Source organism: Mesorhizobium sp. WSM4884 (assembly GCF_029625675.1).
Taxonomy (GTDB): domain Bacteria; phylum Pseudomonadota; class Alphaproteobacteria; order Rhizobiales; family Rhizobiaceae; genus Mesorhizobium.
Window position 1 is genome coordinate 36,247 of record NZ_JARTVO010000021.1, and the last position, 13,768, is coordinate 50,014.

Here is a 13,768-nt window from a genome sequence, read left to right on the forward strand (position 1 = left end):
TCCGTGCCGCGAAGTGGTCAGGCTGCCGCCGAAACCTTCGCGTCGGTCGAAACCTGCGAGATCGTCTTCAGGACCTGCGAGGCGATCTGGTAGGGGTCGCCCTGCGAGTTCGGGCGACGGTCTTCCAGGTAGCCCTTGTAGTCGTTCTTGATGAAGGAGTGCGGAACGCGGATCGAGGCGCCGCGGTCGGCGACACCGTAGGAGAACCTGTTCCACGGCGCGGTCTCGTGCTTGCCGGTCAGGCGCTTGTCGTTGTCCGGCCCGTAGACGGCGATATGATCCATCAGGTTCTTTTCGAACTGCGCCATCATCGCCTCGAAATAGGTCTTGCCGCCGACTTCGCGCATGTACTTGGTCGAGAAGTTGCAGTGCATGCCCGAGCCGTTCCAGTCGGTGTCGCCGAGCGGTTTGCAGTGGAACTCGATGTCGATGCCGTACTTTTCGGTGAGGCGCAGGAGCAGGTAGCGCGCCATCCACATCTGGTCCGCGGCCTTCCTGGAGCCTTTGCCGAAAATCTGGAATTCCCACTGGCCCTTGGCCACCTCGGCATTGATGCCTTCATGGTTGATGCCGGCGGCGAGGCAGAGGTCGAGATGCTCCTCGACGATCTGGCGCGCGACATCGCCGACATTCTTGTAGCCGACGCCGGTGTAATACGGGCCCTGCGGCGCCGGATAGCCGCTCTCGGGGAAGCCGAGCGGACGACCGTCCTTGTAGAAGAAATATTCCTGCTCGAAGCCGAACCATGCGTCCTCGTCGTCGAGGATGGTCGCGCGGCTGTTCGACGCGTGCGGCGTCACACCGTCGGGCATCATGACTTCGCACATGACCAGAACGCCGTTGGTGCGGGCCGGATCCGGGTAATGCGCGACCGGCTTAAGCACGCAATCCGAGCTGCGGCCTTCGGCCTGGTTCGTCGAGGAACCGTCGAAGCCCCACAGCGGCAGCTGCTCGAGGGTCGGGAACTCGGCAAACTCCTTGATCTGGGTCTTGCCGCGCAGATTGGGGGTCGGGGTGTAGCCGTCGAGCCAGATATACTCGAGCTTGTATTTGGTCATTCCAGTGCCTCTCGTTGCTTGGACACCGCCGCGGCGGCATCAATGCATGGCCGGTTCGAGCCGGCCTGCCGATCGTTAAAAAGCAATTCGTGTGCCACTCTCCCCGTCCAGGGTGCGGCAAAATGGTCGTGGCAAGGCGTTGATTTTGCTGAGCCGCCTCAGCAATGCGCGGCAATCGTTCAGCTGCAGAATTTGCATAAATATTATGCAAGTGCTGATCTTTTTGTGTGCATATTGCCTAAATGAATCGCAGGACCTATCTTGAGAAAGGATTGAATCGACTGGCCCCCGAAAAAGAAAGGCGGCCATCAATGGAAGTCACCACGTCCCGTCCGTCGGCAAAGATTCTGATGTTCCCGCTTGCAGGTCGGACATCTGCCTCAAATTTGGGCGCAAAGGCCAAATTCGCGGCAGAGATTGCCTCGCTGCGCAATACGCACGCCGATTTTGACGGCTGGTATCACGCGGCGGCGATCGAGGAAGAGATCCAGCAGCGCAAGAGCTGACCAACGGTTCCAGTTCGGCATGAAAAAGCCCGGCGCGATCGCTTGCGCCGGGCTTTCATTTCCAGAGGCTTGATCGGTTAGTCCTTGGAGTGCAGGTCGGTGCCGAGCGTGTCCCTGACGAAGATCATGCCGATAATGAGCGACATCGCCGCGATCACCACGGGGTACCAGAGGCCGTAATAGATGTCGCCCTTATAGGCGCTGAGCGCGAACACCGTCGCTGGCAGCAGGCCACCGAACCAGCCATTGCCGATATGATAGGGCAGCGACATACCGGTGTAGCGGATGCGGGTCGGGAACATCTCGACCAGGATCGCCGCGATCGGCCCGTAGACCATGGTCACGAACACCACCAGGATGAACAGGATACCGATCGTCACCGGCCAATTGATAGCCGCCGGATCGGCTGTCATGGCGAAAGCACCGCCGCCGGGAATGTTGTAGACGGTGACCTCCGGCGCGCCGGCCGCCTCATCCTTGGTCAGCAGCTTGTCGGTGATCGCCTTGTCGGTCGGAACCGTCGTCTTCTCGCCGCCGCGGATCGCGGCCGCATCGAGCTTGAGTTCCGGATTGGCCGCGACGAAGGCGTCGAGCTTCTGGTCCGGCACCTTGGCGGCGGCGCGCTTCAGCGGATAGCCGCCGTCCCGCAGCGAGATGTTGACCGCCTTCTGGAAGGCGGCTTCCTTGGCCTTGGCCTGGTCGCCAGCAGCGGCGGCGTCATAGGACTCCACCGTCTCGTTGCCGATCTTGACCGTGGCCGCGGTTCCGGGCGCGGCTGTCGTCACGACGTCGTAAGGCACCGAGTTCTTGGTCAGGAACGAGGTCGCGATGTCACAGGATGTCGTGAACTTCGCCGTGCCGACCGGGTTGAACTGGAACCTGCAGTCGCCGGGTGCTGCCGTCACCGTGGCGCGCGTGTTCTGCTGCGCGGTGGCGAGCGCCGGATTGGCGGCCCAGGTCAGCGCCTTGAAAAGCGGGAAGGTGCAGACGATGCCGAGCGCAAGACCGGCCATGATGATCGGCTTGCGGCCGATCTTGTCGGACAACCAGCCGAAAACGACGAAGAAGATCGAGCCGACCGCAAGCGCGATCGCGATCATGATGTTGACCGACTGCGCGTCGACCTTCAGCACGTTCGTCAGGAAAAACAGCGCATAGAACTGGCCGTTGTACCAGATGACGGCCTGGCCGGCGGTCAAGCCGAGCAGCGCCAGAAGCGCGATCTTGGCGTTCTTCCACTGGCCAAAGGCTTCCGACAGCGGTGCCTTGGAGCCCTTGCCCTCCTCCTTCATGCGCTGGAACGTCGGCGACTCCGAGAGCGACAGCCGGATCCAGATCGAGATGGCGAGCAGCAGGAATGAGACGATGAAGGGAATGCGCCAGCCCCAGGAAGCGTAGGTTTCCTTGCTGAGCGAACTCTGGACGATCAGGATGACGATCAGCGACAGGAACAGACCGAGCGTCGCCGTGGTCTGGATCCAGGAGGTGTAGTAGCCGCGGCGGTCGTCCGGCGCGTGCTCGGCGACATAGGTCGCCGCACCGCCATATTCGCCGCCGAGCGCCAGGCCCTGCAGCATACGCAACCCGATCAGGATCACGGGCGCCGCGATGCCCCAACTGGCATAACCGGGCAGCAGACCGACCAGGAAGGTCGACAGACCCATGATCGTCATGGTGACGAGGAAAGTGTATTTGCGGCCGACAAGATCGCCGAGGCGGCCGAACACCAGCGCGCCGAACGGGCGGACGAGGAAGCCGGCGGCGAAGGCCAGCAGCGCGAAGATGTTGCGCGTTGCCTCGGGGATGGTCGGGCTGAAGAAGGTCGCGCCGATGAAGGCGGCCAGCGAGCCGTAAAGATAGAAATCGTACCATTCGAAAACGGTGCCGAGCGAAGAGGCGAAGATGACCTTCTTTTCCTCCCGCGTCATGCCGCGGCTTGTTCCGCCGGCGGTCGAAGCCATTGCCATTTGATATATCCTCCCGTGGATCCCTTCTGTCCTCGATGGCGGCGCGCCACCGTCCGCAACTCCTCCGGACGAAGACTCGAGAACGCAGCCAACGAGGGAAAAAATGGCAGAAAGCGTCGCCAAAAGGCACCGCGACGATGGGATTATGACTTTCGTATTAGGTGCAATGCGAAAGCGGAGGGTGGCGCTCAGGCTTTCAGCGCTTCGAGAAGACTGACCGCCGCCATCATGTCGCGCTTGCGGGCCGAGCGGCGGGCGACCGCCTCGGCGTCCTGGCCCCAATGCTCGATCTGCCAGTCCTCGTCGACATGGCCGGCCGCCCACGCTTCCTCGCCGGCGAGCTCGCCGAAATCGACGGCGAGCGCCAGCAGCGCCGATCCCGTCAGCGACGTCATGACATGGATGGCGGCCAGACGCAGCGGCTCGGCGCGCTGCGCAAGATGAGCGCCAAGGACCGCGATCGTCTCGCGCGGCTGCTCGACATGGATGACGCCTTCGGCAAGATTGAAGCGCGCGCCAAGGCTGCTCCTTGCCCAATCGAGCACCGGGTCCCAGAGCCTGTTCTGCCGATCGACCAGCCCTTGCGGGCCATCGGCGCGGTAGCAGAGCAGGTCGGACGAAGCGAACCGCAGGACATCCTCCAGCACCGCCTGCGGGTCGCTGGCGACGCCGTCGATGGCCGTGTTGGCAAGGCGCATGACCGGCATCGTCACGGGGTCGATGACCTCGCTTTGCGCGGAAAACTCGTCGGCCACCAGAGCCGCGGCTTTTTCGGTCGGCAGCACCAGCAGCGCCTTTCCCGGCGTGCGGACCGGCCTACCGTCGAGATGGACGGCAAACCCGTTTTCGACCGGCACGACCGAAACCACCCTGTAGAAACGCTTCGGCAGCGGCGTCTTCATCTGGATCTGGGCGCGGCGCACCGGATCGGGATCGGAAAGCTGCTTTCCCGCTTCGAGGTCTTCGAGAATGTCGCGCATGTCCAACTCCTTACACTGTGGGCTGCCTGCGCGCCGGCCGGTTGACGATGATCAGCCCGGCGGCGATCAGCGCCAGCGCCACGAAAATCCTGATCGTCAACGGCTCGCCCAACAGCACGGCGCCGCACAGCACGCCGAACACCGGCGACAGGAAGGCGAAGCTGGACAGGCCCGCCGCCGGATAGCGCGTGAGCAGCCAGAACCACAACACATAGGTGAAGGCGACGATATAGAAAGACTGGAACAGCAGCGCCAAGGTCGGCAATGCGGCGATTTCGCGGATCGGCGGGCCGGCGAACGGCATCACCAGCGCGCCGACGACGGCAGCGCCCGCCAGCTGGTAGAGCAGAAGCTTCTCGGCGCTGATCGCGACCAGTTTCGACCGCTTGATGACGATGCTGGTCAACGCCCAGAGGATGCCCGAGCCGAGACTGAGCAGATCGCCCATCAGTGTCGCGTCATTGCCGAAAATGCCGTCGGAGAATACGGCCAGCAGGCCGCAGAACGCGAGTACCAGCCCGCCGAGCTTGCGCGCGTTGATGCGCTCGCCAAGCAGGAAATGACCGCCGACCAGCACCCAGAACGGCATGGTGTTGACTAACAGCGTGTTGCGGGCAACGGTCGTGTACTCAAGCCCGATATAGAGAAACAGGAACTCGACGCCGAAGAGCACGCCGACAATAATGCCTGCGGTCAGCGTCCCATCCGCTTCGAACAGTTTGATGCCGCGCAGCCGGCACCAGCCGAGAACGCAGAGCCCGCCGAGGATCGAGCGCGCGATCGAGACGAAGACCGGATCATAGCCGGCATAGGAGACCTTGGCGGCGACGTAGTTCAGCCCCCAGGACAGCGTCAGCCCGAGCATCATGGCCGCCGCCGTCAGATCGACCGCGTCACGCCGGTCGAGCGCATCGGTGGCCTGGCTCAATTGTCGTCCTCCGCGCTCTGCTCGTCGAAGCCGAGCAGGTTCCAGCTCTGGCGCATATGCGGCGGCATCGGCGCGGTGACATCGATGACGCCCTGGTCGGGATGCGGGATGACGATGCGGCGCGCATGCAGATGCAGCCTGTTCTGGATGCCGCCTGGAAATTCCCAGTTGGTGTCAGCCTCGAAATATTTGGGGTCGCCGATGATCGGGCAGCCGATATGGGCGGCATGGACGCGCAGCTGATGGGTGCGGCCGGTATAGGGTTCCATCTCCAGCCAGGACAGCGACTGCGCCGCCTGCTCGACGACGCGGTAGTAGGACACGGCATGGTCGGCGCCCTTCTCGCCATGCTTGGCGATGCGCACGCGGTCGCCGTCTGGCGTTGCCTCCTTGACCAGCCAGGTCGAGATCTTGTCCTCGCGCTTCGGCGGCACGCCCTTTACCAAGGCCCAATAGGTCTTCTTCGTCTCGCGCGCCCGAAATGCTTCCGACAGCTTCATGGCCGCAAGGCGGGTGCGGGCGACGACCAGCACGCCCGATGTGTCGCGGTCAAGGCGGTGGACGAGGCGTGGCTTCTCGCCTTTCTGGTTGCGCCAGGCCTCCAGCATGTCGTCGACATTGCGCGTCACGCCGGAGCCACCCTGCACGGCCAAGCCTGCAGGCTTGTTGAAGACGAAGACTTTCGGGTCCTCGTGCAGCAGCATCTTGGCCAGCACATCGGCATCGCCCTGATTGCGGATCGAATGGCCGGTGAGCGGGGCATCGCCCTTCTTGTCGACCTCGAGCGGCGGGATGCGCACGGTCTGTCCTGGCTCGACCCGCGTGTCCGCCTTCACCCGGCCGCCGTCGATGCGGATCTGGCCGGAGCGCAAAAGCTTCTGGAGATGGCCGAAGCCGAGGCCCGGATAGTGGACCTTGAACCAGCGGTCGAGCCGCATGCCCGCCTCGCCGGCCTCCACCGTGATCTGTTCAACACCTGCCATGACTTCGCTTTTCCGTTCGAAAGCGGCGCCATAGCACTAAGGCAGGCATTGTGCGAGCCAAAGACCCAACAAAGCCCGACGATTACCCCAATCGTCGCGCTACCCGATCAACCGTCCGAAGGCGTTGGCACGGCGCAGATAATCGAGCGCGTCAGGAAGCGCTTCTCGCGGCCATTGTCGAGCGAGAACATGCCGCCCCTGCCCGCCACGACGTCGATGATGAGGTCGGTGTGCTTCCAGGCTTCGAATTGCGAGGCGCTGATATAGACCGGCGTGTCACCGATCTCGCCCAGCCTAACGTCATTGTCGCCGAGGATGAAGTCGCCGCGCGGGTAACACATCGGCGAGGACCCGTCGCAGCAGCCGCCGGACTGGTGGAACAGCACCGGGCCGTGATCGGCGATGATCTCGGCGAGCAACGCTTCGGCCTCGGGCGTGGCCGACACTTTGCCCAGCGAGTCCTTGTCCATGCGATCCTCCTGTCATGACAGGAGGGTACGGCAAGCCGTACCCTCCCCCTACGCGCCCTAGGAGGATCAGAAGAAGCCGAGCTTCTTCGGGCTGTAGCTGACCAGCATGTTCTTGGTCTGCTGATAGTGGTCGAGCATCATCTTGTGCGTCTCGCGACCGATGCCGGACTGCTTATAGCCGCCGAAGGCGGCATGCGCCGGATAGGCGTGGTAGCAGTTCGTCCAGACGCGACCGGCCTGGATGGCGCGGCCGAAGCGGTAGCAGCGGTTCGCGTCGCGGCTCCAGATGCCGGCGCCGAGGCCGTAGAGCGTGTCGTTGGCGATCGACAGCGCCTCGTCGTCGTCCTTGAAGGTCGTCACCGACACCACCGGGCCGAAAATCTCCTCCTGGAAGATGCGCATCTTGTTGTTGCCCTTGAACACGGTCGGCTTGACGTAGTAGCCGCCGGCAAGGTCGCCCGGCAGATGGTTCTGTTCGCCGCCGGTCAGCACTTCGGCCCCTTCCTGGCGGCCGATGTCGAAGTAGGAGAGGATCTTCTCCAGCTGCTCGCTCGAAGCCTGCGCGCCGATCATTGTAGCCGGGTCGAGCGGGTCGCCCTGGACGATCGCCTCGACGCGCTTCAGGGCGCGCTCCATGAACCTGTCGTAGATCTTCTCATGCACCAGCGCGCGGCTCGGGCACGTGCAGACCTCGCCCTGATTGAGGGCGAACATGACGAAGCCCTCGATCGCCTTGTCGAAGAAGTCGTCGTCCTCGGCGGTCACGTCCTGGAAGAAGATGTTGGGCGACTTGCCGCCGAGCTCGAGCGTCACCGGGATGAGGTTCTGGCTGGCATATTGCGAGATCAGACGGCCGGTCGTCGTCTCGCCGGTGAACGCGATCTTGGCGATACGGTTGGAGGATGCGAGCGGCTTGCCGGCCTCGAGGCCGAAGCCGTTGACGATGTTGAGCACGCCTTCCGGCAGCAGGTCGCCGATGAGGTCGGCCCACAGCATGATCGTCGCCGGGGTCTGCTCGGCCGGCTTCAGCACGACGCAATTGCCGGCGGCCAGGGCGGGCGCCAGCTTCCAGCAGGCCATCAGCAGCGGGAAGTTCCATGGAATGATCTGGCCGACGACGCCGAGCGGCTCATGGAAGTGATAGGCGACGGTGTCGTGGTCGATCTCGGAGATCGAGCCTTCCTGGCTGCGGAGCACGCCGGCGAAATAGCGGAAATGGTCGACAGCCAGCGGCAGGTCGGCCGCGGTCGTCTCGCGGATCGGCTTGCCGTTGTCCCAAGTTTCGGCGAGCGCCAGCAGGTCGAGATTCTCTTCCATGCGATCGGCGATGCGATGGAGGATCAGCGCGCGCTCCGCCGGGCTGGTCTTGCCCCAGGCATCCTTGGCCTTGTGCGCGGCATCGAGCGCCGCCTCGATGTCCGTCGCGCCCGAGCGGGCGATTTCACACAAGGGCCGCCCTGTGACCGGCGAGATGTTCTCGAAATATTTGCCGGAGTGAGGCGCCGTCCACTTGCCGCCGATGAAGTTGTCGTAACGCTTGGCGAAAGGAACCTTGGCTGTGCGCGAAAATTCTACCTTGTTCATGACTTCCTCCCAAAGAAGCACGCCGCGAGATGCGGCGCGTCAGGAGAAAGGTCGTGGATAAGCTTCGGCTTGTCAGCCCGGAGAGAGACGATCGCGGCCGCCGAGTGTCGCAGAACTGCGACAGGGTCACATCAGGAAATCAATGCGGGCGGCGGATGGCGAAGCGGGCAAGCTTACGATGCAGCGTCGCGCGCGAGATGCCGAGGCTTTGCGCCGCCGCCGAGACGTTGCCGCCGGCGCGTGCCAGCGCCCGCTGCAGCACGCCGCGTTCGGCATCGTCGAAATCTTCGCTCGCGCCTGGCGTGTCGCCGAGGATATCGGCTGCCAGCAGCCCCTTGGCCAGGACTTCGCGCGTTATGCCGAACGCCAGGCGCGCGTTGCGCGTCGCGCCGATCACCAGATCGTCCGAATCGACCGCAATGAGCGCGCCGGCGGTGCGCTCGGCGGCCGGGGCCAACAGAATGCGGGCACCTGAAAAGACCATGCGGAAATTCTCGGCCTCGATGCGACGCGCGGCATCGCCCACGGCGACGGCTATGAGCTGAACGAAACCCTCCGTCAGATCCGCCCGGCAAGACGACACGTCGAGCGCCGCCGCCAGATTGCCTTCGTGATCATAGACCGGCGCCGTCGTGCAACTGAGCAGCGTGTTGCGGGAAAAGAAGTGCTGGTCGCGATGAATGGTGAGAGCCCGCTGGTCGGCAATGCAGGTACCGATCCCGTTGGTGCCCTCGCTCTCCTCGCTCCAGACCGTGCCGGTCCACAGGCCCCATTCGTCGAAGGTCTCGTCATCGGCAACGGCGCCCCTGCGCTCGAGGGGAATGCCGTCGCGGTCGGCCAGCATCACGCAACAGCCAACACCGCCGACGGCGAGGTAGAGGCGGTTGAGGCTTGTCTCGGCGGCGCGGATCATTTGCTCCATGCGCTGCCGGGCCCCTCTCAGCTCGCCTTCGGTCAACCGCCTGGGCGCCTTGCGCTCCGCGGGATCAAGGTGATGCAATTGCAGGGAGCGCCGCCATGATGCGACCAGCGCCGAATGGGCCGCGTCGCTTTTCGCGATCGAGGCCTGGACCAAATCCGCATGCACGGCTGATTGCCGTCCGATCACCCTAATCCTCCCGGCGAGCGGAACCTCCTTCCGCTCCGTCGTTATGCTCGCAAGAACATCTCCGACACCAAAGCGGTTCAGCTATTCGATAACAGGGCTGGCCGCACAGATCTTTGATTTTGCGCAATTGCGGACGGAAAACCCCTCCGAATTTTCGCAGGATTGCTCTGGAGTCCTAACGGTCCCGCTCTGCCCGCGCCATAAGACGTTGGTTTAAGACGAGCCAGATCGAGTGATGGTCCAACCTTCGGTTCCGCTTGCGATCAGTTGGCGGCAGCCTTCTTCGGCTTGGACGAACCGATCATCTTCCAGTTCTTGTAGAAGACGGAATTGATGCGCTCGACACTGACCGAGACGATGGCAAGCAGCCCAGCGATCAAACCCGGGAACGGAGACGGACGGATGATATCGACGAAGACGCAGTAGCGGCGTCCGTCATATTCATTAACCGAGCGGTGGAACAGCGTGTCGTCGAAGATGAACAGCGGATTGTCGTACCAGTAGTTCTTCTTGCTGCCGCACTGGACGAAGATCTCAGCCTTCACCGGGATCAGATTGTATAGAATGCGCAGGCTGAGCCGCAGCGGCCCGAAATGCCACGAGGTCGATTCACGGCCGCTGAAGACCGAGACGGCGATCGTCTTGATGTATTTGAAGTCCTTGTTGAATTCGGGGACATTGTCGATCTTGTGCTTGCCGTACCACTGATAGACATACATGCCGCGCCTGCCGGTGCCGAAATTGGCGTCGATGTCGGCGATGATCTCTTCCTTGCGCGCCTTGAAGACGCCCAGCACCTCGTTGATCTCGCGCTGATAGTCTTCCGGGAACTGCTCGGGTTTCCAGACGCCCGGATTGCGGTAGCACAGAAGATCGACGATCAGGTTGAACGGCGAGAGCAGCCAGGTGAACAGGCCATTGCCGAGGAAATAGCGGTCGAATAGCTTCCAGTTCTTCTCGTCGTTGCGCATGACGTCGATCAGGCCGCAGACGATGAAGATCGCCGTCAGGATCGGGATGAAGTAGAAGCCGAGCGCAAGCAGCAGGACTGCGATCGCAGCCTTACGAATGGTCTTAACGGTTTGCTTTGTCATAGTCTTTCGCGCGGGAGCGCGATCCTGTTCGCATGAGCCAAATCACGGCGACCCCGCCAGCCGTGCGCCTTAATAGGATTTTTCCCATTGCCGCACAATCTGGTTCAGGTTTGCCCGCTCACGATTGCACCGGCATTTCGACTTTGATCATCGAGCGGCGAAGTGCCGGGCCGGCCGCTACTCCCGCTCTTTGCGCAGCTTTGCCCAGTATTCCAGCCGCTTCCTGATATCGCGTTCGAAACCACGCTCGGGCGGATCGTAGAAGGTGCGGCGGCCCATCTTTTCCGGGAAATAATCCTGACCGGAAAAGGCATCCGGCTCGTCATGGTCGTAACGGTAGCCGGCGCCGTAATCCTCTTCCTTCATCAGCTTTGTCGGCGCGTTGAGGATATGTTTGGGCGGCAGCAGCGAGCCGAACTCCTTGGCCGCTTGTGTCGCTGCCTTGAACGCGGTGTAGACGGCGTTCGACTTGGGCGCGGTGGCGAGATAGACGGCGGCCTCGGCGAAGGCGAGCTCGCCCTCGGGAGAGCCGAGATAGTCATAGGCATCCTTGGCGGCATTGGCGATGACCAGCGCCTGCGGATCGGCCAGGCCGATATCCTCCACCGCCATGCGCACCAGCCGGCGACCGAGATAGAGCGGATCCTCACCCGCATCGAACATGCGGGCAAGGTAATAGAGCGCAGCGTCCGGGTCCGAACCGCGCACCGATTTGTGCAGCGCCGAGATCAGGTTGTAATGGCCGTCCTGGCCTTTGTCGTAGATCGGCGCGCGGCGCTGGATGACGCGCTGCAGGCCCTCCGGAGCGAACACCTCGCCGGGCTTGGCGGCGCGCCAGACTTCCTCGGCCAGCGTCAGCGAGGCGCGGCCGTCGCCGTCGCTCATACGGATCAGCATGGCCCGCGCCTCGTCGTCGAGCGGCAGCGCCCTGCCCTCTGCCTCCTCGGCTCGCGCCAGGAGCTTGGCGATGCTCTCCTCGCCAAGGGAACGGAACACCAGCACGCGCGCGCGAGACAAAAGCGCGGCGTTCAGCTCGAAGGACGGGTTCTCGGTGGTCGCGCCGACCAGCACCACTGTGCCGTCTTCCATGACGGGCAAAAAGCCGTCCTGCTGGGCGCGATTGAAGCGATGGATCTCGTCGACGAAAAGCAGCGTCTGGCGGCCATTGGCGCGGCGCAGCTTCGCCGCCTCGAACACTTTCTTCAGGTCGGCGACGCCGGAAAACACCGCCGATATCTGCTCGAAGGCAAGATGGGTTTCGCCGGCGAGCAGCCGCGCCACCGTGGTCTTGCCGGTGCCGGGCGGGCCCCAGAAGATCATCGAGCCGAGCGTGCCGGAATTGATCAGCCGCGTCAGCGCGCCGTCGGGACCGGTCAGGTGCTCCTGGCCGACGACCTCGCCAAGGTTCTTCGGACGCAGCCGGTCGGCAAGCGGCCGGCCGGGCGGCGCTTTCTCCGGTTCATCGGAACTGAACAGATCGGCCATGCTTGTCTTTTTGTTGGAGCGCGATCTTCAGAAATGGGAAGATCACCTCAATAACGCAACACTTGGCGCAGTGTCTGCCCGCCACGTTCGACGGTAAAGCGCCACCAGCGCGTATCCTGCTGAGCAATCTGTGCCAACGTTGCCGCGGTGTCGATGCTCGTGCCGTTCACCTCGCGCACGATATCGCCGGGCTGAAAGCCGAAATCGGCGGCCGGTGAATCGCGGTTAATGTCGATCACGGTGACGCCCTTCAAATCGGTGCGCAAGCCAAGACGCTGCGCGAGCCGCGGCGACAGCTCCGCCACTTTGGCGCCGGCGAAGGGGCTGCGGCCATGCAACGTCACCTCGGTCGGCTTGGCGCCTTCCGGCGCGCGCTCCAGCGCAATTTCCAGCGTCGCCTGCTTGCCCTTGCTCAGCACTGCGAAGGTGGCCTTGGTGCCGATCGACAGCGTCGCCATGCGGTAGTCCAGCGCCTCGATGCCTTCGACGGGTGTGTTGTTGAGCGACAGCACGACGTCGCCAGGCTTGAGTCCGGCCTTGCCGGCGGGTCCCGCCGCATCGACCGACGAGACCAGCGCGCCGGTCGGCTTCTCCATGCCGAGCGATTCGGCGATCTGCGGCGTCACCAGCTCGAATTCGGCGCCGATATAGGGCCGCTCAAAAAAATCGAGCCCGGCCTTGGCGGCGTCGGCGAAGGCGCGAACCATGTTCGACGGGATGGCAAAGCCGATGCCGATCGAGCCGCCGCTGCGGCTATAGATGGCCGTGTTGATGCCGACCAGCTGGCCGCCCATGTTGATCAGCGCGCCGCCCGAATTGCCGGGGTTGATGGCGGCGTCGGTCTGGATGAAGTAGCCTGAATCCGAGACGCCGATATGGCTGCGGGCAAGCGCCGAGACAATGCCGCTGGTGGTGGTCTGGCCGACGCCGAAGGGATTGCCGATGGCGAGCACTAGGTCGCCAACCTCGAGCGCATCGGAATCACCGATGGCGATAACCGGGAACGGCTTGTCGGCCGCGATCTTGAGCACGGCGAGGTCGAGCGTCTCGTCCTTGAGCATGACCTTGCTGGTGAACTCGCGCCCATCGGCGGTCGCGACCTTCACCTCGTCGGCGTCCTTGATGACATGGTAGTTGGTGACGATGACGCCGCTCGGATCGACCAGCACGCCGGAGCCCAGCGAGGACTGCGCGCGTGGCTGGGCGCGGCCGAAGAATTCCTCGAAGAAGGGATCGCCCTCGAAGGGAGAGGTCACTTTCGCGGTCTGCGAGGCATAGACATTGACCACGGCCGGCGCCGTCTGCTTGACCAGCGGCGCGAAGGAAAGCTGCACCTCCTCGCGACCGAAGGGCACTCGCTTGTCGGGACCGGAGGTGGCGTTCTCGCCTTCGACGCCATGCAACAGATCAGTCAGCACATCGGAGAGGCCGGGATCGGCCGGCTTGGCGGCGTCCTCGGCCAATGCGTGTTTGACGCCAGGTGCCGCAGCGAAAGCGGCAAGCGCGCAAACTGCAATGAGAAACAGCCGTTTGAGATGCATTCCGAATCCTCCAGATCAGGCGCCATTGTCCCGACGATTGTGCAGAATGAAAGGCTAATGCACG

Annotated in this window: 12 protein-coding genes; 1 reads left to right on the plus strand and 11 read right to left on the minus strand. The window is 63.3% G+C overall.

Features of this window, described 5'->3' with window-relative positions; all coding sequences use genetic code 11:
- Positions 1–17: 17 nt before the first annotated feature.
- Complete coding sequence (locus P9236_RS25400; RefSeq protein WP_278077394.1) at positions 18–1,058, minus strand: glutamine synthetase beta-grasp domain-containing protein; 1,041 nt, start codon at positions 1,056–1,058, stop codon at positions 18–20.
- Positions 1,059–1,369: 311 nt separating this feature from the next.
- On the opposite strand from P9236_RS25400, the gene P9236_RS25405 reads away from it, so the two are divergent.
- Positions 1,370–1,564: a DUF2735 domain-containing protein gene (locus tag P9236_RS25405; protein ID WP_278077396.1), complete on the plus strand. Its 195-nt coding sequence runs from the start codon at positions 1,370–1,372 to the stop codon at positions 1,562–1,564.
- Between the two features lie 77 nt (positions 1,565–1,641).
- Here P9236_RS25405 and P9236_RS25410 read toward each other — a convergent pair whose 3' ends face one another.
- From P9236_RS25410 to P9236_RS25455, 10 genes are all read right to left on the minus strand, one after another.
- Complete coding sequence (locus P9236_RS25410; protein ID WP_278077397.1) at positions 1,642–3,531, minus strand: MFS transporter; 1,890 nt, start codon at positions 3,529–3,531, stop codon at positions 1,642–1,644.
- A 188-nt stretch (positions 3,532–3,719) separates the two neighbouring features.
- Positions 3,720–4,511, minus strand: coding sequence for an ATP12 family chaperone protein (locus P9236_RS25415; protein WP_278077398.1), 792 nt, complete (start codon positions 4,509–4,511; stop codon positions 3,720–3,722).
- 10 nt (positions 4,512–4,521) lie between these two features.
- Entirely contained in the window at positions 4,522–5,379 is an 858-nt protein-coding gene (locus P9236_RS25420; RefSeq protein ID WP_278077447.1) for a DMT family transporter, read from the minus strand.
- 56 nt (positions 5,380–5,435) lie between these two features.
- Positions 5,436–6,422, minus strand: coding sequence for an RluA family pseudouridine synthase (locus P9236_RS25425; RefSeq protein ID WP_278077399.1), 987 nt, complete (start codon positions 6,420–6,422; stop codon positions 5,436–5,438).
- Between the two features lie 107 nt (positions 6,423–6,529).
- Positions 6,530–6,892 (minus strand): DUF779 domain-containing protein, encoded by a 363-nt coding sequence (locus P9236_RS25430; protein ID WP_278077400.1) that lies wholly within the window; start codon positions 6,890–6,892, stop codon positions 6,530–6,532.
- A gap of 66 nt (positions 6,893–6,958) precedes the next feature.
- Positions 6,959–8,476, minus strand: a complete 1,518-nt coding sequence (gene adh, locus P9236_RS25435; protein WP_278077402.1) for an aldehyde dehydrogenase — start codon at positions 8,474–8,476, stop codon at positions 6,959–6,961.
- Between the two features lie 139 nt (positions 8,477–8,615).
- Complete coding sequence (locus P9236_RS25440) at positions 8,616–9,584, minus strand: helix-turn-helix domain-containing protein (protein ID WP_278077404.1); 969 nt, start codon at positions 9,582–9,584, stop codon at positions 8,616–8,618.
- Between the two features lie 263 nt (positions 9,585–9,847).
- Positions 9,848–10,678 carry an aspartyl/asparaginyl beta-hydroxylase domain-containing protein gene (locus P9236_RS25445; protein ID WP_278077405.1) on the minus strand — a complete coding sequence of 277 codons (831 nt, stop codon included), beginning with the start codon at positions 10,676–10,678 and terminating at the stop codon, positions 9,848–9,850.
- A 177-nt stretch (positions 10,679–10,855) separates the two neighbouring features.
- Positions 10,856–12,163, minus strand: a complete 1,308-nt coding sequence (locus P9236_RS25450; RefSeq protein WP_278077406.1) for a replication-associated recombination protein A — start codon at positions 12,161–12,163, stop codon at positions 10,856–10,858.
- Between the two features lie 47 nt (positions 12,164–12,210).
- A complete protein-coding gene (locus P9236_RS25455) occupies positions 12,211–13,704 on the minus strand; it encodes a DegQ family serine endoprotease (protein ID WP_278077407.1) in 1,494 nt (497 codons plus the stop codon).
- Positions 13,705–13,768 lie beyond the last annotated feature (64 nt).

Excerpts from the sequence above, each read along its gene's own strand:
- P9236_RS25450 (WP_278077406.1), bottom strand. The coding sequence starts at position 12,163 with ATGGCCGATCTGTTCAGTTCCGATGAACCGGAGAAAGCGCCGCCCGGC.
- adh (WP_278077402.1), bottom strand. The coding sequence starts at position 8,476 with ATGAACAAGGTAGAATTTTCGCGCACAGCCAAGGTTCCTTTCGCCAAG.
- P9236_RS25400 (WP_278077394.1), bottom strand. The coding sequence starts at position 1,058 with ATGACCAAATACAAGCTCGAGTATATCTGGCTCGACGGCTACACCCCG.
- P9236_RS25405 (WP_278077396.1), top strand. The coding sequence starts at position 1,370 with ATGGAAGTCACCACGTCCCGTCCGTCGGCAAAGATTCTGATGTTCCCG.
- P9236_RS25425 (WP_278077399.1), bottom strand. The coding sequence starts at position 6,422 with ATGGCAGGTGTTGAACAGATCACGGTGGAGGCCGGCGAGGCGGGCATG.
- P9236_RS25430 (WP_278077400.1), bottom strand. The coding sequence starts at position 6,892 with ATGGACAAGGACTCGCTGGGCAAAGTGTCGGCCACGCCCGAGGCCGAA.
- P9236_RS25415 (WP_278077398.1), bottom strand. The coding sequence starts at position 4,511 with ATGCGCGACATTCTCGAAGACCTCGAAGCGGGAAAGCAGCTTTCCGAT.
- P9236_RS25455 (WP_278077407.1), bottom strand. The coding sequence starts at position 13,704 with ATGCATCTCAAACGGCTGTTTCTCATTGCAGTTTGCGCGCTTGCCGCT.
- P9236_RS25410 (WP_278077397.1), bottom strand. The coding sequence starts at position 3,531 with ATGGCAATGGCTTCGACCGCCGGCGGAACAAGCCGCGGCATGACGCGG.
- P9236_RS25445 (WP_278077405.1), bottom strand. The coding sequence starts at position 10,678 with ATGACAAAGCAAACCGTTAAGACCATTCGTAAGGCTGCGATCGCAGTC.
- P9236_RS25420 (WP_278077447.1), bottom strand. The coding sequence starts at position 5,379 with ATGATGCTCGGGCTGACGCTGTCCTGGGGGCTGAACTACGTCGCCGCC.